This is a genomic window from Arcanobacterium buesumense, from assembly GCF_012563545.1.
GTDB lineage: Bacteria > Actinomycetota > Actinomycetes > Actinomycetales > Actinomycetaceae > Arcanobacterium > Arcanobacterium buesumense.
Genome location: NZ_CP050804.1, coordinates 1,118,806 through 1,143,088, shown reverse-complemented (window position 1 = coordinate 1,143,088; position 24,283 = coordinate 1,118,806). Strand labels below are relative to the sequence as shown.

Genomic DNA, 24,283 nt, shown 5'->3' with positions numbered 1-24,283 from the left:
TATTCCACCAGTTTTCCTTCGCCGATGGAAGTTCCGAGGATGTTAGCCTTCGCTAGACGCTACGTCAGACATCGATACACTGTTCGTACCGTCTACGGCGTTGCCCATTCGTTGAGCGAGGGCCGTTCAGAAGGCGGTTGCCGTGCATCGGTGCAAGAAATCCCACTACATCTTCTGTTTGAGCGTGAGCCACCCTCAAATTTGACAACCTTTGTTTGTTGCTCGAACCAAGCTACTCTAGGTAGTCCATGCTCAACTGATGAGACCTATGGCGAACCGGACCGTGGCTTCTACATCGCTTTCCGAACTTCCTGTTCAGTGAATCTGGAGGCTTAAGGAGCCGGAGCTTTCTAAGGCAGTTGGAGGTCAATTGTATTGTGTCTGGTTAGCAAAGTTCTTTATTGCAACAGGGTTTTGGTGCTCGGCCCGGTACGAGGATATTACTAATCAAGACCTGGCTCGTGGTTGTCGATTTTGAACCTTAAGATTGGCGAGGAGCCAAAGTAAATCGTGGGAAAAATTATGTCAGTTACATTCGTTATCGTCGTGAGCTCTATGCGCAGCGATACGGTGATTCCAGATTTGTTTCCTTGTTCAACGAGCTCTTTTATCTTTATCTCAAATTTTCGATAGTTTGGGAGCGCAATCTCTCCCGACTGTGTCAACGTGCCCTTCAAGAAGCTGTCATCGTCCATATACCGTTCTGCCAGCTCAGCGATGTAGCCGAACCCTTTCCCTCGAGCTGTTTGAGGCTTCAAATACTGATTAACAGCAGCTGGCATAGTGATAAGGTTGATCGCTTCCATACCTGCACCAAATTCGGATGCCAGGAGATGTCCGCGATGGTAGGTGCCATCCGGGAAGCCCACGGGAGCGACTTTCGTACAAGGAAAACGGGCGCCCTTCTGTTGGTCGGTATAGCACTGCACGCCCTCGACTATCACTAAAGTCGTAAGGCGTTGAAAGTCCGTGAAAAAGTGGTGTTGAAAACGGATCCCATATCTCAATTGGGTAGAACTGGGCCCGACCACGTAGTGTGTGTTAGCTAGTGGGTCATTCAGATACGGGTTCGGTCCTGACTTCCGGTCGCCATACCTGGTGTGTACTTCGCATGTACTGTGACCGTGATTATGCTGGATGAATCCCCACCCTTCGTTTTTGAGATTGGGGAGGAGATTATTCAGCCTGCAGTTCCGTGGTGCATTATTTCTATTGTTCATCCTTCAACTAGTGTAAGCGTCCCCGACTCGACGAGGCAAGGGGTCCGGCTCAGAATAAAATCGCAGGCGAATTCTGTAACGGAAGTATGTAAATGGTAAATGTGAAAATGATCGTTGTGGTTGCCGTGTACTTGTGAGTGTGAAGTCCGACCAGTTGAACAAACATCATGCCGAGGTATCTCAACAACTAATTCTCAATTCACCAATCAGCATGATGAGCACGCACGCAATACTGTCGATTCATTAACGACTGTACGCCAACTCAAAGAAGCTGGGGTAGAGGTCTACTTTGAGAAAGAAAACATCTACACTTTCGACTCCAAAGGCGAGCTCCTCATCACCATCATGTCTAGCCTTGCCCAAGAAGAATCCCGCTCGATTTCCGAAAATGTTACGTGGGGGCACCGCAAACGTTTCGCTCAAGGAAAGGCCATGATCCCATACAGTTCGCTTCTGGGATATACCAAAGGTCAAGATGGAAACATACAGATCGATGAAGACCAAGCAATAACAGTGCGCCGCATATACGCAGAATTTCTTTCAGGGAAGACTCCCTCGGCAATTGCCACTAGCCTCACACGCCTTGGGATGCCCACACCACGAGGGAAAACTCGCTGGTGCGCATCAACCGTTCGCTCCATCTTACGCAATGAAAAATATAAAGGCGATGCCTTGCTCCAAAAAACAATTACCCTTGACTTTCTTTCAAAGACGGTGAAGAAAAACGAAGGAGAAGTCACCCAATACTATGTAACAGGACATCACCCACCAATCATCGATCCAGATGTTTGGGACCGCGTTCAAACCCAATTCACACAACGCTCCATCGCGTATTCAAACCCGCACCACGTATTCTCTTCCAAAATCCGATGCGGACAATGTCAGGGAAGCTTTGGACGGAAAAAGTGGCACTCTGGGACAAAATATGAACGCTTCATTTGGCGTTGCAACAACAAATACGAAGGCAAGCACACTCGCTGTAGCACACCACATGTTACTGACGAACAAATACGGCAGGCCTTCACATACGCACTAAAAGAACGCGTCACACACCACGACGGAACTGATTACGTCTTGAACATTCTCCAATCGACTGTGTTAAACACGAACCAGCTTGAGTATCAACGCGATCAACTTGCATGCGAAATTGATGAAGTAACAATCCTTATCAACCAACTACTGAACACTGCAGCTACCAACATGATGGACGCAGATAACTACGATACTCAATACGCCACACTAGAACGCAGGCGCGAGAAAGCTATCACGAAATATACGAACGTAATCGACGAAATCGCTCACCGGCAAAGCCGTCTAGCACAAGCCAGAGCAGTCCATGACTACTTCGCCTCCCAATCACCCCTAGAATACTCCGACGACGCATGGAACCTACTCGTCAACCATGCAGTAGTCGACGAACACGGCAGTATCCACGTTGTGTTTAATAAAGCCCAAGAACAATATGTAATCGCATCTAAAGGCTAGAACAATGGAACCATCTGTTTAACTACCAACCATATCTATAAATGTTTTTGGTTCTTCTAATTTTCCGTAGTCAACCATTAAGACGCTCATTTTGATACAAAAATTTGGGCCAGGGATTAACCCCTTGGGGGCGTGTTTTCTATGGAAATACGTGCCTTTCAAAGGGTTTTCTTTTCCTGCGGTATGGCATTAGTCGGTGTAGTTAATGGCTGGTAAGCCGTGAAAACTGAGATACGGGGCGTTCTTGATCCGAGATAACGATATCCGCTAAAAAATGGCAACCGCTAAAAAGTATGGGTTGCTTGGCACTTAGTATGTACTCCTCATTATGGGTATCTATATTTTCGCTAAACGTAGTCGTCAAGACGTGCTAGTGAGCAATTAGGCGTTAGCCGCTTGCTCCAAGCTGGACTCCGCTAGTTTGGCACACAAAATCTCGGGATTCGGCACAGCAGTAGCCTATAGCGCATTGCTATCCCGCCCGACGAGATCTTGTGCGCGATTTTCGGTATCTGCACAACATATCAAGCAGCGGATGCCTGGTTTAGCTCTCAAGACTTCCGTCTAGCAGTCCTGCAACTGAGAACGGAGCAAGGGTGAGATGCCCGCCGGGTGCAATATGCTCAGTGTGGTCGAGCGGGCGTTCCCATTGGCTGGCCATATCAACTCAAAATCAGTACCGCGTCCCCATGGAAGCGTGATCTGCTGAGCCTGCGCCTGGCCGTTAATAATCACCAACGCATCGCGGCCCATTCCGCGCCCCGAGCGCAACATTTGCACCAACCGGGCCTGGGGATCAAACCATGTGTAGTCCTGCATCGTGTAGTGAAGTACTTTGGAGCCCGACATGTGGTAGCGTTTGTCCTACCGAATTTAGAACTCGCAAAGAAAAAGAAAATGACCGAAATTTACTCCACTGACACAGACTCTGGAACCTTATCTGTCTTTGAAGATATGAACGGAACTGTGCGTAAGATTGCCACCATCAGGGTCGGGAATGCGCCGAGAGGTAGCGTCCGATTCACGTCCGACGGCAGAGGTTTTGTTTCGAACACAAGTGCAAACACGGTGTCTGAGATTGATGGTCTAGCACATAAAGAAGTACGTAAAATTAAGGTAGGAAATGGTCCGCGAGGTCTTTTTATCGTTGGCAACGAAAAGTATCTTCTCGTGTCAAACTCAGGTTCCGATAGCCTTTCAATCGTGGATCTGAACATAGGCGAAGAAGTTCGACAGCTACCAATCGGGCGTGATCCTCGTCATATGGCAGTTGTAAATAACTTTGCATATGTATCACTTTGGGGAGAAGGAAGTATCGCAAAGTTTGATATTAGTAGCCTCGACGACGGCGATGTTAATGGTGTTGCTCTTGTTTCAACGATCAAGTTAGCGCCAGAAACATTCCCATACAGCCTCAATATTGACGAATCTCGTAAGATTGCTCTGGTTGCATGTAATTCGGTTAGGAGCATTCCAGTAATTGATCTGGAAGCGGATACAGTCTGCGGACACATTCCTGTTCGGGCAAGTGGAATTAGGGCAATTACATTCTCAAATGACAATAAGTATGCTGTTGCTACCTTGGAGCGTGACAACTCAGCTGCTGTCATTGATTTAGATACGTTTGAAGTGACTCGTTACCTAGATGCTGGACCAGCTCCTCGAGGAATCGTTACCGATCCGGATAACGGGGCGATTTATATCGCAGCATTTTCACGATCGACAACAGCTCGATATGATATGCCGGACTGGGGGTCGCATGGAGTTACTATAATCAAGGCGGACTCTGACGCGCTCTCTGACAAAGATTCAGCAATAGAGACAGCTACGGTCAAATCAGGTTTCGGACCATGTAGTGTCTCGCTATTTGATCCTGCATCAGCAATGATCGCAAGGAAAAATCTCGATAAGCAGCTACGCTATCGGTCATTTTAATTATTTAGGTTTTCAGCGAACTTCACAGTGAGCTGAGTGAGCTGAAATGAATATATAATGATATTCAGAGAGATGTATCAGTGGGCTATAGCCCCAAAGAAACACGTGATCGATTTAGAATCTGCACGTGTACGCAGAGACACTATGCGTCAAAACTTTAAGCACTTACGAGCTGAAAGGCAACCTGAATTCTGTCCTCCATGGGTTCAAGGAGCGACTCTTGGGTGGCGGATTTATTCCGCAATTGATGTGATTTTGTCGCCTCTGGAACAAATTGAGGTTGCTGGAGGAAAAATGTTGAACGCTCTGCGCGTGCTGTTGGCAAGAGACAGATTTGGACTCGTGGAGACGCAACAATAGCTCTTGATCCGACTTCATGGCTGAATTCATATGAGTTTGAAACTGATGCAGGTCCGCAATCAATGTTCCTCCCCAATGGTCTCGGCACTCTTGAATGGAGACAAGGGTGGACTGTTGAAGGATGGGATGAGATAGGGTTGCTCGTTATTCCTTCGCCTCTGTTGCCAGATCTGGGAGTAGAGGTAGGATTGTTGTCACCGGCTACGCTCAAGCGAATTGAGTCGAAAGGCATAAGTATCGCAATCGCGCCAAAATGTAGAGTTGAGATTCGAAGGGGAGACGAGATTGCACGGCTGATTCCTATAAGTCGTGAGTGCATGTCACTATGATCGAGAGTGGAAAAGTCAAGCGTGTGGAGAATATCGATCTGCGGACTGCGCGAAAGGTAGCTGTCCTTGCGCAAGGGTTAGCCCCGGCTCAGCTAGGGTCGCTTAATTCATTGGAATCGGTGATACAGCGACTGGGTTGCGTACAAATAGATTCAATTCAGGCAGTGCGTCGTTCGCAAGAAATTGTGCTTCTTTCCCGTGGGGTCGATAAATCTGAAGTAGATAGTCTTTACACTTCAGCGGCCGGATTGTTCGAAAATTGGGGCCATGCACATTCGCTTCTTCCGCAATCTCTATGGCCGATTTTTCACTGGCGCCGTGATCGTATCCGCAAAAATGGTCTCAGTGGTGTTCCATATAACCCGAAAGTTGCAGCTGATGTTTTGAAGCGGATTTCGATCGATGGGCCGGCTACACATGGAATGCTTGGTAAAACTCGTGGCAACGGCTGGAATCGCAGTAGTGAGGTGAAAGTCGCGTGTGAATGGTTGTTGAGCTTTGGCGAATTGGCTGTGGTTAGCAGAGATGAACGCTGGCAAAGGATATACAGCACCCCGGAACAAGCTAATATGCCTACTGAGGAGAAGTTAAGTGTTGATGAGAGCCTGCAAAAATCGGTAGATCTTGCTTTAGGTGCACTTGGGGTTGCGAGGCTTAAGGATGTTTATGATTACTTTCGATTCCCGAAAGCCTCACAGATCGCTGAATATTGTCACGAAAGCAGATTTATTCCGGTGAATGTTGAGGGACTCAGAGACACCTGGTTGATCGATGAACAGTTGCTTGACAAAGTTGATGAATTGGATTGGTCAAGTCTGCATATTTCGGTTCTCTCGCCATTTGATTCGTTAATTTGGCATCGTCCACGTCAGCTAGCGCTTTTCGGAAAAGACTATCGACTCGAAATTTACAAGCCCGCGAATAAGCGCGAATTTGGCTACTTTGCTATGCCGCTTCTGAACAATGAAAACATTATTGGAAGAGTCGCCGCAAGAGTTTCGAACGGCACCGTTGAGATCGAGAACCTTGAAATAGATGAGACAATTGACGCCGACTTTGTCGAACATGAAGTTGCACGGACTCTACAACTTTGGACAGATCTCCCTGAGAAGTGATGTAACGGTATGAATTACAAGGATATTATTTTTGATCGTGAAGCAGGGCCGCTGCTTCTAGCTATAAATATTAGTCGTTTAGCAGCAGGCTTAGTCCCATTCGGGTTGATCGCAATGTATAGTAGTAAACACGAGTATATGTTTGCAGGGATTGCATCTGCGTTACTAATGGCGGCTGGTACCCTTACGGCACCATACAAAGGTAGAGTAGTCATGCGCTTTACGCCACTGCGAACGATTATTCCTATGTCTGTAGGATATTGCCTCTGTGTGGGGTTTGGAGCATTTCTTAGTTTCATCGATAAGCCATTTTACGTTGCTGTAGTATTTTTATTAATGGGCACATTGATAGCCCCACCGACTCCTGCTCTGGTGCGAACATTATGGACTCGTCTTGCTCTTACCGACTCACATAATCGCGCACTTCATACCCTTGATTCTGTCTCCGAGGAACTAGTATTCGCTATTACGCCTTTGATCACTACCTTTTTTTGGTCTACTGTAGGAGCATTTTGGGCTATCCCTGTTGGCCTCTTCTGTGGATTCATAGGAACGACAGCAATAATAACGCTAGCTGGAAGGAACTATACATCTACTCATAATCTTATATCGCACCCATTAAGCGTTGGTAAATCTGAGGGTCATGAGTATCAGATGCATGATGTTCGATCTATTTACTTCAATCGTATTACCTGGGGAATTCTTGGCCCAATGCTTGGCCTTGGCTCTGCAATGGGTGCGTTAAGTATTCTACTAACAAAGTGGTCTGAAACAATTCTTAGTGAGCAGTCAATGGCTGGTGTATTTCTTTCAATAATTAGTTTTTCAGGATTTTTCGTAGGTTTACTTTTTGGAAAAGTCAACGCCGAATCAATCAGCACGCAGGCCCAGTATCGAATGGCATCATTAGCTGTTGCAATCGGAGTAATAGTTATCACTTTGGGAGGGAATCTTTTTTTCGTGGTGATTGGCTCAGTGATTCTGGGTTCTGGTATGACGATAATGTTTATTACCTCCTTCATGCTTATTGGTGCATATTATTTAGAAATTCGGCAAACAGAGATGAATGCCGCCATTGGCGCATCATTCGATGTTGGTAGTGGTGTCGCGAACTTATCCACAGGTTTTTTGCTGTCGTACTTCAGCCTGAATCTATCGCTTTGCTTGTTGAGTGTAGTAGTAATACTGTTTACCAGTATGTCGTTTTTTATCGAGGCTCCGGCCGGATACAGGAGATGAACTGCATGTTTATTTCAATCCCATCGCCCCACACTATGCTGAGTAGTTGTTACGATTACTTCCCTTTGGTTCCATGCTCTGAATTTAATGACATTGTTAGTTTAGTTAATCTCGAGAATGTATTATTTTGTTCTCGCGAAGAGGAATCCATCGCCGTTGGTGCCGGATTGTATATAGCGGGGTATCGACCTCTGGTAATGATGCAATCATCTGGTTTAATGTCGTCTTTGAACACATTAGGTTCTCTTGTTATAGCTTATGGTATTCCTCTTACAATTGCGGTAGCTTTGCGTGGAGGACAAGACGAATATAACCCAACACAAATTCCCGCAGGTCGCGCAGTGAAGTCAACTCTTGAAACTATGGGCTGTAAAATTGTAAGTGTCTCATCTAGTGAAGCACTTAATGTCTTATGTGACATATCTTCAGTTCCATTATCTTCGCGCTTCGGGCTAAGGGCAACTGTTGTTCTAATCGAGAGATAATAATGGAGAGATAATAATGGATCGTAAAGCACTCGACGTATGTTACTTGTTCACTAAGTTAAATACCTTCTGCCCATCTCTACAGATTGTATGCCATCTAGGACCGACTGCATTTCTCGCAACCGATATTTTTCACCCTGGTACGGTACTGCCGCTATATGGTTCCATGGGCATGGTGTTGCCGGTTGGGCTCGGCTTAGCCCTCAAATCAAATTCTAAGATTATAGCAGTCGAAGGTGATGGGGGATTACTTATGAATCTCGGTGCAGCTGCGACAGTAGCAACCATTTCTCCGCGAAATATGCTATGTATTATTTTAGACAATGGAGGGTATCGTACAACCGGGGGACAACCTTCAGCGTTTTCTGGGACAAAAGGTATTCCTGAAATACTTGAAGCCTCTGGTTTCGATTATGTGATGACAGCCACGGAAGAAAATATTTGTGATGCGCTGACCTGGGGACTGCAACCAGGTTTGCGAGCATTGGTTTGTAAAACGATACCTCTCAATTACCCGTTTAGGGATCGTTTAATTTCTCCTACTGATACAATCTCAGCATTCGCCGAGCGATATGGTTCCAATCTCGATGATTCATAGCGTTTCATTTTGAGACGGTGAGCGTTCTAAGTGATAAGATTTAGTTCAAAGTATGAAGGTTGAAGTTTGGTCTAATTTTACCCATTGAGTAATCCATGTAGCAAAAGATCAAGTTCTTCGCCGCAGGTGTACTTCAGTTGGTGTACCTTCGTAGCTTCCTCCCTGAGTCTCTTATTTGGATTAGTAAAGTCTCTAGCACTCTTAGCTCCGATAGGGACTGAGAAACCCGATGTTCTTTGTATGCGTAGCTGAACCACAAGATTAATTGGCATATTGAAGACTTCCCCAGTTTCCTTCCAGACAGGTGCATTGTGCTATGCAGAGAAAGTGCCCACTGGAAGATCCTCTAAAGCGAGGTTGTTAGCGGAGTGTCTTTCTGTGTATCAGCGTTTAGTTAGCCATTCCCGCATAGCAGCCATTTGTCCTTCTTCTTGTGCATTTCGAATAATGGGGTCAGTGACAGCTCTGCACTGCGCTCTCCCACGACCACTGCCGTAAGCTCGATCTGCTTGGGCGTTGGGGTGTCTTAGTCTCAACCTAATCAAAAGGGGTCAACGAGTAGTTCTATAATGATCGCAATTATCTTGTTCAGATTCTGGCAATGTACGGCGTCGGACATTCGCGATGACAAATGTTCTTCTTCAAGTCCCTCGACGAGTGATCTTGGAACGTTGGCAAGGACAACAAATCGATCGCGTGCAATCGTTGGCGCTGTAACCATACGCAGCGTATCAATAATGTCAGGGTGGTGGATTCTAGGTGTGGTTGTAACAGTTGTTGTTGATTGGTTCGATTATTCGTTTGGTTGGCTTGTGCCAGTCTAGTGTTTTGCGGGGAGGGTCGCCTGAGTTCTTCGGCGATTGCGTCGAGATAGGTTTTTAGAGTATTGGTTTAGATCGGTTCCTTTTGGGAAGTATTGCCGGAGGAACCCGTTTGTGTTTTCGTTTGTTCCGCGTTGCCAGGGTGAATGCGGATCGCAAAAATATACATCCATGTTTAGCGTGGTTGAAATTTACGCGTGTAGAGCCATTTGTGAGCCTTGATTTCAGGTTAAGGAGTTCGGTAAAAGCTTGGGAAGTGTGCTCATTTTCTTCACTATTGCTTCTTGCACACTACCTGCATCATGATGGCCGGGTAAGTGGAGCAAGATTGTAAAACGTGTAGTGCGTTCAACGAGCGTGCCGATAGCGCTCTTGTTCCTAGCCCCGGTGATCAAGTCACCTTCCCAATGGCCAAGGACCGCACGTGTAGCGATCTCTTCAGGTCGGTGGGCGATCATCACCAACGGATCACCCAAGCATGGTTTTCTTTGCATGGTCAGATGACGTGGTCGGCGTTTTGCTCTGCCAGATCGTAGTAGTTGCTCAACATTGAGTTGTAGGCTACCGCGGGCATGAACATAGATAGCTTGATATATAGTTTCGCTGCATACGTGCATCGACTCATCATGGGGATATATCTTTTTCAGTCTGCCACTTATCTGAGCTGGACTCCAATGCATCTTTAGATACTTCTCAACTAACGCAAACATCACGGGGTTGGCAAGAATTTTCGGTGTCTTTGGTCGTTTCAAACGCTGATGTGAGATTTGGTGAGCTCTTTAAGGTTCCTATGCTTCCGTTATCAGGATGAGTATTTGCTCGAACTTCACGGCTAATACGAAAAGGAGCACCACCCAGGCGTTGCGATATCTCCCGAATGCTCACATTGTGTTTGAGCATGTCAGCGATAATGATGCGTTCATCTTGGGAAAGGTAGCGACTGCTCATAGGATTCGGCTTGTCCATATGGAAACAGTACCAGTCCACACTTGCGGCTTCGTTACCGCCCGTTGAACGATTCTTGCCGTTGCGCCAAACTTTGCCACTACGTTGTGAAACACCCACAGCTTCCGTGGCCTGAGTGAAATTCATGCAATTCGATTCACTGAACTGGCTGGGTTTAGTGAGCTACTTGCGACAGGCTAATAGTGGAAAAGTGGACTTCTGGCATGGGGTAGGCAGAGCTGAACAAGATTCCCTACCGGGTTAGACTTATTCGCTTTGTGCATAGCGTCCAAGGGGCTTGTTCAGTGACTCTAGGAGGATACTTCGCATGTTTCGATTTCGCTTGTGTCGGATAGTGGAGTATGGGTGTATCACGAGTTTTTTACATTTTGTGGTCAAATGCCTCGCGAATGTCGCTGGTGTGAGTGTTTGTTGGCGGTTTTGGGGTTGAGTGTCGGGTGTTACGTAGTTTTCCATTCGGACGACAGCGGGTTCGTGCTTTGGTCAGTATTAAGCCACTCGAGTACACTACGTTGGGTACTGTTGACATTAAGCATGACATCATCCTTGATGAGATAGGCATTAAACTATTTCATCTTCGCATATTGTTTTTAATTCGTGGGAAATTAACACGTCCTCACGAAACGAAATTTGCACCCAACTGTTGAGAATTTGCACCCACCGACAGTTTTGTATCAAAAGTTGCGTATAGAGAACCATTTATACTCAACTTTTGATAAAAGGTTTTGTTTGTTTGAGGCCGCTGTGCTGGTAGTTCTAGTTGATAGGCTAGAGACAGTGAAAACTGAAATCAGGGAAGTTCTTAATCCAAACAAACGCTAGCCGCTAAAAGTATGGTTATAGATACATTCTACCGTCTAGGATTTGAAGATATTCTCAGTTTTTAAAGTTGTCTTAAAAGATATTTTTCGTGGAAAATTTTGGTTCCGCGTCGTTTGCTTGCGTCCAGCTACTTTAATGATGCCTTTGAGGTTAAAGAATGTTGAATCCGGAGAACGTGCTTTATCGTAAGTTATAGACGACGATGCTTATGAATTTGATCGGCGATGCTATTGCCCAGCTCGCGCTTCCGTTAGCTTTTCTTTACGCTACTGGTTCGATCGTATTGGCATCAATTCTTGCTACTGCTACTTTAACGACGCAGTTATTTCTCACTTTACCGTTGGCGGCGATCGCTGATCGGTTACCTCGCAGGAAAGTTGTTTTTGCAGGCTATCTCGTTGAAGGTGGGTGTTTGACAGCGCTGGGATGGCTGCTATTGGGCGGTGTTGTGAATCTTGCGATTATAGTGCTACTAGGTGTCATTCGTGGTGCGGTAAGTGAATTAGGCTCTGTTGCAAGTGCGGGTTATGTTCCTCAGGTTTTGGGACGCGAGTCAATGCTGAAGTTTAACTCTCGAGTCGAGATGATAGAGGGAGTTGCCGCAATTGGTGGACCATCGATTTCAGGTGGTTTGGTGGGGATTCTTGGTGGAGCATATGCCATGTTTGTGCCTGCCATATTGTCATTCCTCAATGGTGTTATTTATTTGCGGCTTCCAGATAAACCAACGTTGCGTACTGCTTTCTCTCGTGGGCGTCGGGGCTATTCTTGGCACGTACTCGCTTGGTAACTCGGTAACGTTAACATCGGCTGGGTTATTAGCTATGTCTGCTCTGCTTGCGGGTCTACGGATCGTAGACGGTTATGTCACAACGTATCTTGTTGTTTTGTCCCTGACTGTTATTCCGGCGCTCGTGTCTTTAGTGTTCGTTAATCGCGACCAGTAGACTGATACAGGTTCGTGAGGGGATGGACAGGGCGTCTGTTTAAAACCCGCCTGCCTAGAAATTTCAGGAGGTAACGGCCCATGACCCTGTGATCAACTGACGTTACTGACATATGTGCTAGAAGACTCACAACCGCTACATCGCAGCTTACCCACTGTGTGGGGACTTCCTAGCACCTGGACAACCCGCTTCGTTAGCTCAGCCAGCGATTAACTTGTTGGTCAACGGAACGAGAAGCTTCCATGAGTGACGAAGTTCTGCTAATCGTTCTTCACCAGATGTAGTGAGATGGTAGACCTTACGTCCAGGTCCGCCGTCACCTTCTGTCCAGACAGGTGTACAGTATCCGTCGGATTCTAGCCGAGCTAAGACAGGGTAGAGGTGGGCGCCTTTGACGCGGTCGAATCCGCGTTTCGCTAAGCGTAACGATAGACTGTACCCGTGTCCGGGTTCGCGATGTAGTTCAGCTAGTAAAAGCATTGGTAGTAGGCCGCGTTGGAAATCGTCGAACTGAGTCATGATAATCTCCGTTGGGTGCGTGCGGCTCGCCAATCATGCCAACACGATATGGCGGATATGGAAGACAGTACGGTGCCACCAATCCCAAACAGTAGAATAAGCCAGAGGGTAGCAGAATTTTCACCGCTTATCTTCGCCATTGCCCAGCTAAATAGGGCTAGGAGAGAAAGTGCAAGGAACACGAGTTGTCCTAGCATCTCATTGCGTTTTGCATGGATAACAGCACGGTGATTATTGGATGCTAGCTGGTAGGCAAACTGGCGTGCGGCCCCGAATTCTTCCTCGGCCAAGACTGGTTCTGAGGATGTGCTTTTTGCGGAAAGATGGTATCCCAGTTCTGGTAACGTGGAGTTGATAAGTGCTGAATTATATTGATAGCTCGTGCGCAGTATCCCTTCGAGTTCGCTCAACCAGATGCAGTTCAGTTCGTTAGTGTGATCGCCTTGGTGAAGTTCCCACATTCTGAGCGCGCGTTTATGTGCCCGCCGAGCATCGTGCTTTTTACTCAAGACGTTGACGGCAATGCCGAGTGTGACGCCCAGTGCCGTTGCTAGCAGGGTGGGCATCGTTCCATATGAACTATCCAGTGTCTGTTTGTCCCATATATGGAGTGGGAGGAATAAGACAAGGACTACCAAAGCAAGCACTGGGGTAGCGGCTAGTAAGGACCGAAGAAGACCATGGCGATAATAGGTTATCCGGAACACGACGAAAGTTGCTGCTATCAGCGAGACGTAAGTGAGAAATATTAGTGTGTTCGCTGAGAGACTGATCTGCCAGCTGAAGTCACCTTGTATCCACTCGGAAATTGGAATCCATACCGAGAATCCTGTGATCAGGGTACCAACATAGCTCAGGGTATTCCACACGGTCACTTCTTGTGTTTGGAGAGCTTTCTGGAAGGGGTGTTTGGCAAGGTACTGGGACACTGCTTCGTCGATAGCTATCCAGTCATCAGAATTCAGCGGATCAAGATTCAATTGTTGGAGCAATTCTAGCTGGCGATCTGCCTCTGCTTGTGCTGTATCGGGGCTAACGTTATGGTCGGCCAAGGCTCGGCGGTATTCATCCGCCCACTTCCTTTGATGCTCGAAAAGTACATCAGTATTGCTCATAATTACCCCTATTCGTAGCATAGTCACCCTCGCCTATGACAAGATGTTCTGTTTTTATAGTAGCAGTTATTTGCAATTAGTGTAAATATATACTAGTAAGGTGGGGTGAGATGAGAATCGCAGTATCCCTAGCAATTATGTGTTAAACCCGCTTGGCGAAAAACCCTTTATTGCTGGTAAACAAACCGAAAACACGTCCATCGAGACGCATTCGCCACCGGCCACTAAACTACCAATCGGCATTCCGAGCTATCGAATAAATAGAGTTCTACCCGTTGCGATTTCGTGGGGCAGAGGTTTTTTATTTGATGATGTACTAGGCTGTATATAGATGAAATTTGAATAATCTTTGAAAGTGCGGTCAGCGTCGTGGGTGAAATTCTCCAACTGTTATGGACTAGGCAAGCCTTCTTCTTCGAGCTATTTCTCCAGCACCTGCTGATTTGCTCCATCGCTATCGTGATGGCATGCTTCATCGGAATTAGCCTCGGTATTAGTGCAGCAGAGCGTAAACAAGCCAGCGGAATAGTGATGGGTACAGCGAATTTCGTTTACACCATTCCGTCAATTTCTATGCTCGGCTTCCTTATCCCACTGTCTGGAATTGGTAATACCACCGCCATTATTGCACTGACTATTTACGGTCTACTTCCAATGGTTCGCGCAACCTATACCGGTCTAACGAACGTAGATCCATTGCTTGTCGAAGCCGCCCGCGGAATGGGGTCGACTCCCCGGCAGTTGCTATGGAAAATAAAGATGCCGTTAGCTCTGCCGGTGATCGTTTCAGGATTGCGGAATATGGTTGTTATGACTATCGCGCTCGCGGGTATCGCCTCATTTGTTGGTGCTGGTGGTCTCGGTGTTGCGATCTACCGCGGAATTACCCTCAATAATACGGCGATGACGGTGGCGGGCAGTTTACTCATCGCTATCTTAGCGCTCGCCTCAGACGCTTTGATTGGCGCGTTTGCGAAACTTCTCGCCCCTGGTGCCAAGCGGAACCGCTTTGCTATCGGAGCCCTTGGTACCACGTTCGTAGCTGCTCTCCTCGTACCGCTCATGGTAGTAGCTTTCCAAGCAAGTGGGGCTACCGTTCATATTGCTACTAAACCTATGACTGAACAATACATTATGGGTGAGATTCTGAAACAAAAAATCGAGGCTGAGACTGACCTGAAGGTGCAAGTCACCCATGGTGTTGGTGGCGGAACATCCAATATTCAACCGGGAATGGAAAAGGGAGATTTCGATATCTACCCCGAATACACCGGAACAGGATGGGCTGCAGTGCTAAAGAACGATAGCAACTATGCGCAAACTGATTTCCCGAAGCTAAACCAGCAGTACCAAAGCGATTATGACATGGAGTGGATCACTTCATATGGGTTCCAAAATACTTATGGCATTGCTGTTCCCGATGAACTTGCCAAGCAGTACAATCTGAAAACTATTGCTGATCTTACTCCGATCGCAGACCAGTTAGTGTTCGGGGCGGAACCTGATTTCTTCGAGCGGCTTGATGGATACAAGGGCCTGACCTCGGCATACCGAATCAAATTCGGTAACACGAAAGATATCGATGTTGGTTTGAAATACGAAGCTATTCACAGTCGGCAGATTCAGGCGATGCCAATCTTCACCACTGACGGTCAATTGGCTGGTTCTGGTCTCACCGTGTTGCGTGACAACCTTGGATATTACCCAGCCTATGACTGCATGAACGTCGTACGCAGTGAGATTTTACGTCAGTATCCGCAACTGCGTGAGATTCTCGAGAGCCTCGATGGGACGATCGATGAAGAAACCATGATTTCAATGAACTCACAGGTTGAGAACGATGGGGCCACTCCTGCGGAAGTGGCTGCCGAATTCCTTGCCCAGTTAGAGCAGACGAAAGGGGCTACAAAATGACAGCGCAGCCATCCAAAGAAGGCAACGAAATCATTATTAGCTTCGACGATGTGAAAAAATCATACGGCGATAAAACTATTATCGAATCGCTTTCTCTCACTGTGAAGAGAGGGGAGTTCTTAACGATTCTAGGCGAATCGGGCAGTGGCAAATCTACGCTTTTGAAAATGATTAATGTACTCGTCACCCCTGATAGCGGCACTATCATGGTGGCTGGCACCAAGGTTGCAACTCCGGCTCCAGCTACTGCTGAACTAGTTAAATTGCGTCGGCAGATCGGATACGCAGTCCAAGGTTCGATACTTTTCCCGCACCTGAATGTTGCGCAAAATATTGGATATGTTCCAAAGATTTCTGGCGCGTCAAAAGAAGAAATCAAAGCTGATATCGAGCGTGCCATGAAGATTGCCGGTCTTGATTCAGAGTTATTGGAGCGGATGCCTGACCAGCTCTCTGGTGGCCAAGCCCAGCGAGTCGGGATTGCTCGATCAATTGCGGGACGTCCGGAGCTTTTGCTGATGGACGAGCCGTTCGGAGCAGTCGACGAGATCACCCGCAGAGCACTGCAAGACGAGATTATGGACATTGTTCAACGTGAAGGACTGACCTGCTTATTCGTCACCCACGATACGTCAGAAGCACTCAAGCTGGGCTCGAAGGTGTTGGTATTGAAAGACGGTGCCATCGAACAGTACGACACTCCGCAACGAGTCGCTAACCATGGAGCAACTGAGTACGTGCGTACGTTGATTAACCATCAGCCTGCCTGAATCAGTTTTCCTTCCGGTCCTGGCGGCGGGTGCGCTGAATCCGACGTGGGCGTAATCCGTCAGGATGCTTCATCAACCAACGGGATCCGAACGATGATTCGTTTTCGATAGCAGACAGCGCAGCACGCTGTTGCTTATGGATCAGGCGTACTAGGTCGCGTTGGGTTACCCAGCCTGCGATTGTTTCATCGTCGTTGACGACGACGACGGCCGAGGCGTTGTTGTCGATCAGTGACGAAAGGACCTGGGTTGGGAGCATCTCAGGCGTGATATGGGTATGGTCTAGATCGATGGCGGACAGCGGCGTATCTGGCGAGATTCCCTCGGTCGATACGTGTGCCCAGATCAACGCGGTGAAACAACCGGCGTATTTTCCGTCGTCGTCAGTAACTGGTATTCGTGTTCCTCGTGTGCGGACTAAGACGTGGTTTGCTTCGCGAATCGTTGCAGAAGTAGTGACCGTAGCAGGTACCGGCGTCATGAGCTTTGCGGCTGGAACGCGCCCAACCAATGTGTGGTCAACCGGATCGTCGAGAATGTCGCCGCGCCGAATAAGTTTGGTTGTGTAAATCGTCTTACGTGTTAAGAACCGGCTGGTGGCGGTAGCAACCACCACAGCTAGCATCATCGGCATGATCAACGAATACTGGCCGGTCATTTCGATAATGATGAGAACGCCAGTCATGGGGGCACGGGCAGCGCCAGCAAATGCCGCTCCCATTCCGATGACACCGAAAACCGATGGTGATGTGCTGGTCAGTGGCGCGATTGCTTGTCCGAAAGCAGAACCGACCATCGCACCGATGAAAAGGGTGGGGGCGAAGACGCCGCCAGAACCACCAATGCCGATGGTTGTTGCGGTGAAAATTGCGCGCATGAGGGCTAAAAGTAGCAAGAATCCGATCGCGTATTTACCTTCGAGCGCATCGAGCTGAATCGGATATCCTGAGCCATACATTTCCGGCAAGAAAAAGAGCATGATGCCGATTGCGATACCGCCGATACCTGGGCGAGCCCACTCTGGTAGGTGGTAGATGGCGTCGATTAAATCTTCTACTGCATAGAGAATCTTTGAAAATCCGAGCCCGGCCAGGGCTGCGATGAATCCAACTAGAATAATCAAGACGAAGTCAATGCTATTGCCGACGCGCAACACATAGGGAATTGCTACGACGGGGACGTCTTCTAAAAAGGCGTGCCCAACGAGCGAGGACGCAACAGCTGCGATCACGCACATGCCGAATGTCTCGGCAGTGAAGTTAATCAAAATGAGTTCTAGTGCGAACACTGCGCCAGCTAGGGGAGCGTTGAAGGTAGCAGCGATACCAGCAGCCGATCCGCAGCCGACGAAAAGGACGACCTGTCGGGTGGTCAGGTGTAACTTATTTGCGATCGATGAACCTAGGGCCGCTCCGACTTGAACGATGGGGCCTTCACGGCCAACCGAGCCACCACCGCCTAAAGTCAAAGCTGACGCAATAATTTTAACAACTGCGACCGCGCCGGGAATTTTTCCGCCCTTGCGTTTGACTGCCAACATGACTTCGGGAATACCATGCCCACGAGCAGACGGTGCCCACTTGGTGATCATCGGGCCATACAAAAAACCAGAGATGGCTGGGGTGAGGATAACAAACCATGTGCCCCACCCTAAAAAGCCGTGGCTCGCGCCCGGGTGTGCGGAATAGTCAGAGTAGCCGGTCATCAGATAGGTCCAGCCCTCAATACAGTAATGAAAGACTACCGAGGCTAAACCGACGACGGCGCCGATGACAGCCGCAATGATAGCTAGCGTTGAACGATGGGAACCCAGGATTTTCATAAAGGACTTCATACTGTCAGGTAGGCTTTCCGGTGCTGCTAAAAGACGGGGTTGATCATGTTTAGGATACACCTGCTGATGAAGATGTTCCGCCCGTGAACTGTGAGGCAGATTGCTTGAAAGCCTCAGAAACTAGCTATTTCTCGCAGTAATGTGCTGGATAGAGATGTTGCGTGAGTTATGAGACATGAGCGACAGAATACGGAAACTTGCGAGGTCTTGCACAGCTTGCTGAGCTTGATGACAGGGAGGAGCCGTTTAAGAGAAAGAGAAAGTTAGCAGCATGCTTTCAATATAGCAATCAGTGTTAGTAGATATTTTCTGCGGGATCAACGTATTAATGGGGCTTTGCCACACTTTATTGCCCTGTTTCCTGAGCAGCATGTTGTGCGATAAGCTCGCGTGCAGCGTTTGTCGCGTCGTCGATCGAGTCAAATAAATACCCTGGAGACGTAAGTGAAGCAAGCACACCCACATTTTGGGCTGCCCGTACGTGCTCAGGGCGTAAGCCCTTGATCATTGTTGTGATACCGCGTTCGTTCAGTTCGATTAGAACTTCGGTGAGGTGCTTAGCTCCAGAAGCATCTAAAATGCCAACGTGAGACATAGATAAAATAACTACTTCAACAGAGTGGGGAACCTTAGAAAGTTCAGTGACAATGCGCTCTGCAACGCCAAAGAACATCGAACCATCAAGACGGAAATAGACGATTCGTTCGTCGTTCTTCATTTTCTCACCCGGTAACGTCAATTGAACAACGCCCGATAACCGCGATAGCTGGTACATCGCCCACAGAATAGCGATAACGACGCCGAAGGCGATAGCCGCAACGAGATCGAAAAGTATAGTGACGAATGCCGTTGCCCAGAAAACCAGCCGATCTCCACGAGTTGAGCCAGTAACTTGGCGAATCGTTGTAAAAGATACCATGCGTACTGCAGTAACAAACAAGACTCCTGCTAACGCGGATAATGGAATATGGCTGACTAAACCAGCTGCAAAGTAAACGATTCCAGTCAGCAGAATTGAATGGATAATTGCAGATAACCGGCTGGTTGCTCCAGATTTCACGTTGACAGCAGTACGTGCAATAGCTCCGGTTGCTGGCATACCCCCAAACATTCCAGATCCGATAGAAGCCAATCCTTGGCCCACCAACTCTCGATCAGGAGCATAAGAACCTTGACCTGGCATTCCAGCAGCCACACGTGCCGAAAGTAATGATTCAATTGCAGCCAAGAGGGCAACTGCACACGCGGCTGGTGCAAGCTCTATTAGTAGATCCAAACGAATCACTGGAAGTCTTGGCGCAGGTAGTGAATCTGGTAGGGTGCCGATCGTTGGGACGTTGAGTTGGCCAATATAAACAATGACGGAGACAACGATGACTGCTGCCAAAGAGGCCGGGAACGTCGAAGATATCCGCGAAGAACCAATAATGATAAGCATCGTTATCCCAACAATTCCGAGGGTAAACAACGATACCGTCCAGTCGGCGTCAACGACGGCGAGAAAAGCACCGCGAAGTGATTTAACGCCAGCTGGAATTTTTGTGCCCATCGCCAGAGGTACTTGTTGTAAGGCGATGAGCGTAGCGATACCTAAAGTGAAACCTTCGACCACTGACCATGGAATAAGTGAAATAGCACGGCCGAGCCCTAACAGGCCCAGAGCTAAAACTATGCCGCCAGCCATGAGGGAAAGAAGCATGATGGAATTGGCACCATGTTCAGCAACAATCGGAGCCAAAATGACAACCATTGCGCCGGTTGGTCCAGAAACTTGAACATGTGATCCACCGAAGATAGCGGCAATGAGCCCAGCAACGATTGCGGTGATGAGTCCGGCGGCTGCTCCTACTCCAGAGGAAACTCCGAAAGCTAAGGCGAGGGGGAGTGCAACAATGCCAACTGTTATTCCAGCGATAATATCGTGTTTGATATTCGTGTGGAGATAGTCATCTTTCGTCGGTAATAAAGAATGTAAATGCCGAATAACGGTAGACAAATGCAACGAAAGATCACGACCTTTTCAGTTTCTGACACGGGGACTTTAAGGCGCTACGAAGTGACGTAAAAATAATATGGAAACTGTGCAAAATACGACTGCTACGTATGCCTAGAACTAGTCCTATTATCTCAAAAAAGACTGAAAAACTCAATTAACAAGAAGGTGATATGAAGATCTTAAATCTGGTCGTGCACCGTGGATATCCTGAAAATTCATTCAGCTGGCAATACTCACAGTGGGAAACATCAACGTCGAGTTTTTCGCTGGTCAGAGTCCTCGATGATTTGTGGATTCTCAAATAGTCCTTTTAATAACCAATGATTTCTTCTTTTCATTGCTAGAAAACTTTTTGGGTAACACCTAAAAGGGCATACTGAATTTTCCCTGAACCGAGAGTTCGCAAGCGAGCAACACCAGTTTCTCTACCTCGGGGTATCCATTACCATTTTCCCATTTCGACACTGCTTGTCGTGATACTCCCAGTAAATCAGCAAGCTGTTTTGAGTAATATTTTTCTTTGTCCGGGCAGTTTTTAAGCGTGTTGCGAAGATATGATTAAGACTCACTGATAGTTCACTTTTCTAGTGATCTATAGATGCTATGTCCACTAGAACAGCCATACGATTTTACTGTCAAGCAACCAGAAATTTTTACTCAGCAACCTAGTGTATAACCTAGCGATTCTGTGGGTTATCTAGTGTTGTTGGGACGTTGTAGACACGCAATTTTTTGATTGCCCATTCGTAGTGGCTCGAAGTGGATGAAACGCAGTAAGATCCGAGGGAGGTTGTGCCTGTCCATGGGAAATACATCTTCGTGAACAGTTCTTCGTCAGTGAAGCTGTTGATGAGATCCACTACTGCACAGTGACTAGCAGCCAAGTCCTTGCGGATGTCCTCAAGGGAAATGTTTTGATATTTAGCCCAGATTTGTTGGTTGAGCGCTGGCGTAGTTCTCCAAGTATGCGTAGCAGGAAGAAACGGTTGAGCATGGCCCTGACTGTTGTTATCAACGAAAGAAAGTAACATTTGTTGCCATTCATACAAGTGGGCTAGTATGTCGCGTAAATTTTTGTCACGTGTCCAATGAGCTTCTTTACTCATTCGGGTAAGGCTAGGATCAAAGGTCTCGTGCTGTTTATCGGAGCCCATGTTGTCGATGAGTCTGTTTAGTCTCTCATACTGTGTCTCAGCTGCATTTAACAATTCAGTTTTCGTTTTAGGTCTAGCCATGATCGTAATAATCCTGTGCGTTAGCTTTATAAAATTTTAGGTGTAGAAAAACAAAGGCTGGAGTGATCCATGCACCTCAACTAGGCTAACACAATGCCACGTATCTGCTATATAGCCGTTCGCATGTTATTTCTTTTTTGCAGGCAAAATTCCGCCACCCCACAATGCCAAACCAATCAATGCTGGCTGGAAGAATAACCGTGCTAAACGTTTGCCGTCAGTATCTAGCCCGAATGCGTCGATACCTTCAACATACTGGCCTATATTCCCAGGGAAAATTGCGGCATAAAATATGGCTAACGCTATTCCGGTAGCTCGTCGATGCTTGGGGAGAAGAAGTAAAGATAACCCGAGTCCGATTTCTGCTACGCCAGAGCCCAGGACGACGAGATCGTCGTCGATAGGGAACCAAGACGGTACTTGTGCCTGAAATTCTTCTCGAGCAAAGGTCATATGAGAGATCCCAGCTAAGGACATAAATGTGCCAAGAGTAATGCGGGTTGTGGTTTGCGATCTTCTCACCCATGGATTATTACCCCGAGTAGCTAGACCTGTTAGTGGTGATGATAGTTTCACGATGTTCTTCCCTTCTGATAGACGAGTTACAACAACTCTATCGAACAGGCTCGTATTATCGGGCAAGTTAGGCGATGAGCACATTCGTTAAATCTGTGGTCTATATGAGCAGATGGTTGCCGGCATGAAACAGACAAACATCCACCACACAGGCAACGTTCAGACCGAGATGCTAGCGGGTATAGATGTGCCCGCAGGTAAGACTGGCAACTGTATGCCGGTAGCAATAAACTCAACATTATGGATCAGTCACCTTTTTCATTACTTCCAACCGAGAATGCCAGTCAACGTCCCTACATCCGTTTTATTCTCAGTAGGGGAGCTGGAAAGGGGAATGCGCATGCTTTGGCGCAAGAAATTCGCGCCTGCTATCCGCACGCAACGCATAGCGAACTGGGTGGGAGCCGAAGTCAAGCTGGCAGAGTAACAATTTCGTTGACCCGTGGACCAGATCATGTCCAGAAATTGGCTGCTGAATGGAATAGTTTTTGGGGAAACCAAGGGGTGTGCTATGTGGCTGGCGGCGATGGATCTGTGAATGAAGTGGTTCAGGCGCTAGCTGGGAAAGATTGCGCATTTGGCGTGATTCCGATGGGAACTGGTAACGATTTCGCACGCAGTTTATATGCCCAAGACGTTGGATATCGTGATGCGTTGACTCTTATTTCAGCGACGAAGAATGTGGAGTTTTCCCCGATTGATGTATTGCGTGTCAATGATTTTTATTGCGCGAACGTATTTTCGCTCGGATACGATACTGAGGTTCTTCGCGCAGCCATGCGGGTGCAACGGCGTTTTCGGGCTTTAGGCAGTGCCGCCTATGGGCTGGGGGTAGCACGCACGTTGTGGCACGAAAAGTCAGTACCATTAGCGTTTTCGTATCATGACACTGCCGGCGAGTATCACCAAATCGAACAAGCTTGTACTGTTTTTGTGGTGGGCAATGGGCGCATGTATGGGGGTGGTTATCAGCCGCTGCCGGGTGCGCTTTTGGACGATTCGCATGCTGATTTCTTATATTCAGATAGCCTATCGTTGCTTGGTATCGGTCGCCTGTTAACTAAATATCGAGATGGGTCACACACCGCAAGTCCGGTTGCACATACGGATACGATTGTTGATCTTCATGTTGAGCGTATCGATGGTGAGCCTTTACTGTGGAACATAGATGGGCTTATTTACGAAAGTGAGAGCGTGGATATTAAGAATATTCCTGGTTCGGTGACGCTTGCTCGATTAGTTCCTGGAGTAAAAGAATGACCGCTGCTCGTAACACTATGCTGGTTTTCTTCGGTGGTGTGGCTGGGGTTAGCCTGCGATGGTCTCTTATCCAGGTGTTTCCGGTGTCAGGGCCGTGGGCTGTTTACCTGATTAACGTTCTTGGTAGTTTTTTGCTGGGTTGCTTATACGGTTACAGCGAGAGTTACACCTGTTCGTGGCTAACGACGACGGAGGGGCGGTTGCTTTTTGGTACCGGACTGTTAGGCGGGTTTACGACGTATTCGACGTTTGCGGTAGACGTTGTTCAGATGAGTGAAATCGGTTCGATAGCGGGGATTATCTTTGCTGGTAGCCAGTTGATCCTTGGTGCGTGTGCGGCGCTATGTGGTTTATGGTTGGGGAATCGGGAGAAGAGCATATGATAGCTCTCATTGCTATTGCTGGTGGAATGGGCGCAGTTGCGCGTTACTGGGTTGATACTTGGCTGAAGCGATTGGGATTCAAAGGATCGTGGTCAACTGCAGTTATTAACGTTTTTGGTGCGATTTTTCTTGGGGCTATCATTTCTGTTGATGGCGATGTGCTAATATCTGCCGTTCTTGGCACTGGATTTTGTGGTGGATTTACAACTTTTAGTACCGCGAGTGTGGAAACCGGTCGGTTACTGCTTGATAAGAGAGCGGGATATGCCTTCGCATACGTTGTTGTTACGTGTGTCTTGAGCGTCTGCGGTGTTTTGTTAGGGACATCTTTTGGAAAAGTGTTCAGTTAATTTTGCACT

At 47.6% G+C, this 24,283-nt stretch carries 21 protein-coding genes and 3 pseudogenes; 12 read left to right on the top strand and 12 right to left on the bottom strand.

Annotated elements, in window-relative coordinates:
* Window positions 1-443: 443 nt before the first annotated feature.
* Entirely contained in the window at window positions 444-869 is a 426-nt protein-coding gene (locus HC352_RS05135) for a DNA/RNA non-specific endonuclease (RefSeq protein ID WP_168917886.1), read from the bottom strand.
* A gap of 465 nt (window positions 870-1,334) precedes the next feature.
* On the opposite strand from HC352_RS05135, the gene HC352_RS05130 reads away from it, so the two are divergent.
* The 6 genes from HC352_RS05130 to HC352_RS05105 all read left to right on the top strand — a co-directional run bounded on the left by HC352_RS05130 (window position 1,335) and on the right by HC352_RS05105 (window position 8,766).
* Window positions 1,335-2,705: a recombinase family protein gene (locus HC352_RS05130; RefSeq protein ID WP_168917885.1), complete on the top strand. Its 1,371-nt coding sequence runs from the start codon at window positions 1,335-1,337 to the stop codon at window positions 2,703-2,705.
* Between the two features lie 897 nt (window positions 2,706-3,602).
* The gene (locus HC352_RS05125; protein WP_168917884.1) at window positions 3,603-4,640 is read left to right on the top strand and encodes a YncE family protein; all 1,038 of its coding nucleotides are present in this window, start codon (window positions 3,603-3,605) and stop codon (window positions 4,638-4,640) included.
* A 685-nt stretch (window positions 4,641-5,325) separates the two neighbouring features.
* Complete coding sequence (locus HC352_RS05120; RefSeq protein WP_211080628.1) at window positions 5,326-6,444, top strand: DNA glycosylase AlkZ-like family protein; 1,119 nt, start codon at window positions 5,326-5,328, stop codon at window positions 6,442-6,444.
* 9 nt (window positions 6,445-6,453) lie between these two features.
* The gene (locus HC352_RS05115; RefSeq protein WP_168917882.1) at window positions 6,454-7,683 is read left to right on the top strand and encodes an MFS transporter; all 1,230 of its coding nucleotides are present in this window, start codon (window positions 6,454-6,456) and stop codon (window positions 7,681-7,683) included.
* A gap of 5 nt (window positions 7,684-7,688) precedes the next feature.
* A complete protein-coding gene (locus HC352_RS05110; protein ID WP_168917881.1) occupies window positions 7,689-8,168 on the top strand; it encodes a hypothetical protein in 480 nt (159 codons plus the stop codon).
* 16 nt (window positions 8,169-8,184) lie between these two features.
* Window positions 8,185-8,766, top strand: coding sequence for a thiamine pyrophosphate-dependent enzyme (locus HC352_RS05105; protein ID WP_168917880.1), 582 nt, complete (start codon window positions 8,185-8,187; stop codon window positions 8,764-8,766).
* A 77-nt stretch (window positions 8,767-8,843) separates the two neighbouring features.
* Here HC352_RS05105 and HC352_RS09220 read toward each other — a convergent pair whose 3' ends face one another.
* The 4 genes and pseudogenes from HC352_RS09220 to HC352_RS05085 all read right to left on the bottom strand — a co-directional run bounded on the left by HC352_RS09220 (window position 8,844) and on the right by HC352_RS05085 (window position 10,679).
* Window positions 8,844-9,038, bottom strand: coding sequence for a XamI family restriction endonuclease (locus tag HC352_RS09220; protein ID WP_168917879.1), 195 nt, complete (start codon window positions 9,036-9,038; stop codon window positions 8,844-8,846).
* A gap of 269 nt (window positions 9,039-9,307) precedes the next feature.
* A pseudogene (locus HC352_RS09215) lies at window positions 9,308-9,523 on the bottom strand (XamI family restriction endonuclease); the annotation flags it as partial.
* Window positions 9,522-10,339, bottom strand: a pseudogene (locus HC352_RS09280) (IS30 family transposase). The pseudogenes HC352_RS09280 and HC352_RS09215, both read right to left, overlap by 2 nt.
* Window positions 10,281-10,679, bottom strand: coding sequence for a helix-turn-helix domain-containing protein (locus tag HC352_RS05085; RefSeq protein WP_168917876.1), 399 nt, complete (start codon window positions 10,677-10,679; stop codon window positions 10,281-10,283). Before HC352_RS05085 ends, HC352_RS09280 begins: the two are co-directional and overlap by 59 nt.
* A gap of 898 nt (window positions 10,680-11,577) precedes the next feature.
* Between HC352_RS05085 and HC352_RS05080 the strand changes: the two genes are divergently transcribed.
* Window positions 11,578-12,165, top strand: coding sequence for an MFS transporter (locus HC352_RS05080; RefSeq protein WP_168917875.1), 588 nt, complete (start codon window positions 11,578-11,580; stop codon window positions 12,163-12,165).
* A 355-nt stretch (window positions 12,166-12,520) separates the two neighbouring features.
* Here HC352_RS05080 and HC352_RS05075 read toward each other — a convergent pair whose 3' ends face one another.
* Window positions 12,521-12,841, bottom strand: a complete 321-nt coding sequence (locus tag HC352_RS05075) for a PadR family transcriptional regulator (RefSeq protein ID WP_168917874.1) — start codon at window positions 12,839-12,841, stop codon at window positions 12,521-12,523.
* Complete coding sequence (locus HC352_RS05070) at window positions 12,838-13,956, bottom strand: hypothetical protein (RefSeq protein WP_168917873.1); 1,119 nt, start codon at window positions 13,954-13,956, stop codon at window positions 12,838-12,840. The genes HC352_RS05075 and HC352_RS05070 overlap by 4 nt, the downstream gene beginning before the upstream one ends.
* A gap of 369 nt (window positions 13,957-14,325) precedes the next feature.
* Here HC352_RS05070 and HC352_RS05065 point away from each other — a divergent pair, with 369 nt between their 5' ends.
* Together HC352_RS05065 and HC352_RS05060 are read left to right on the top strand one after the other, a co-directional pair.
* Window positions 14,326-15,870 carry an ABC transporter permease/substrate-binding protein gene (locus HC352_RS05065; RefSeq protein WP_211080627.1) on the top strand — a complete coding sequence of 515 codons (1,545 nt, stop codon included), beginning with the start codon at window positions 14,326-14,328 and terminating at the stop codon, window positions 15,868-15,870.
* Complete coding sequence (locus HC352_RS05060) at window positions 15,867-16,640, top strand: ATP-binding cassette domain-containing protein (RefSeq protein WP_168917872.1); 774 nt, start codon at window positions 15,867-15,869, stop codon at window positions 16,638-16,640. The genes HC352_RS05065 and HC352_RS05060 overlap by 4 nt, the downstream gene beginning before the upstream one ends.
* A gap of 1 nt (window position 16,641) precedes the next feature.
* On the opposite strand, the gene HC352_RS05055 is transcribed toward HC352_RS05060, so the two are convergent.
* The 5 genes and pseudogenes from HC352_RS05055 to HC352_RS05035 form a co-directional block, all read right to left on the bottom strand.
* Window positions 16,642-18,462 (bottom strand): chloride channel protein, encoded by a 1,821-nt coding sequence (locus tag HC352_RS05055; protein WP_168917871.1) that lies wholly within the window; start codon window positions 18,460-18,462, stop codon window positions 16,642-16,644.
* Window positions 18,463-18,820: 358 nt separating this feature from the next.
* On the bottom strand, window positions 18,821-20,476 hold the full coding sequence (locus HC352_RS05050; protein ID WP_168917870.1) for a SulP family inorganic anion transporter: 1,656 nt from the start codon (window positions 20,474-20,476) through the stop codon (window positions 18,821-18,823).
* Window positions 20,477-20,833: 357 nt separating this feature from the next.
* Window positions 20,834-20,974: pseudogene (locus HC352_RS09210) on the bottom strand (helix-turn-helix domain-containing protein); the annotation flags it as partial.
* Between the two features lie 173 nt (window positions 20,975-21,147).
* On the bottom strand, window positions 21,148-21,705 hold the full coding sequence (locus tag HC352_RS05040) for a ClbS/DfsB family four-helix bundle protein (protein WP_168917869.1): 558 nt from the start codon (window positions 21,703-21,705) through the stop codon (window positions 21,148-21,150).
* A 126-nt stretch (window positions 21,706-21,831) separates the two neighbouring features.
* Window positions 21,832-22,281 (bottom strand): DoxX family protein, encoded by a 450-nt coding sequence (locus tag HC352_RS05035; RefSeq protein WP_211080626.1) that lies wholly within the window; start codon window positions 22,279-22,281, stop codon window positions 21,832-21,834.
* A 240-nt stretch (window positions 22,282-22,521) separates the two neighbouring features.
* Between HC352_RS05035 and HC352_RS05030 the strand changes: the two genes are divergently transcribed.
* From HC352_RS05030 to HC352_RS05020, 3 genes are read left to right on the top strand one after another with little or no spacing between them, the layout of a single operon-like run.
* Entirely contained in the window at window positions 22,522-23,541 is a 1,020-nt protein-coding gene (locus HC352_RS05030) for a diacylglycerol/lipid kinase family protein (protein WP_168917868.1), read from the top strand.
* Entirely contained in the window at window positions 23,538-23,924 is a 387-nt protein-coding gene (locus HC352_RS05025; RefSeq protein ID WP_168917867.1) for a fluoride efflux transporter FluC, read from the top strand. The genes HC352_RS05030 and HC352_RS05025 overlap by 4 nt, the downstream gene beginning before the upstream one ends.
* Window positions 23,921-24,274, top strand: a complete 354-nt coding sequence (locus HC352_RS05020) for a fluoride efflux transporter FluC (protein ID WP_168917866.1) — start codon at window positions 23,921-23,923, stop codon at window positions 24,272-24,274. The genes HC352_RS05025 and HC352_RS05020 overlap by 4 nt, the downstream gene beginning before the upstream one ends.
* Window positions 24,275-24,283 lie beyond the last annotated feature (9 nt).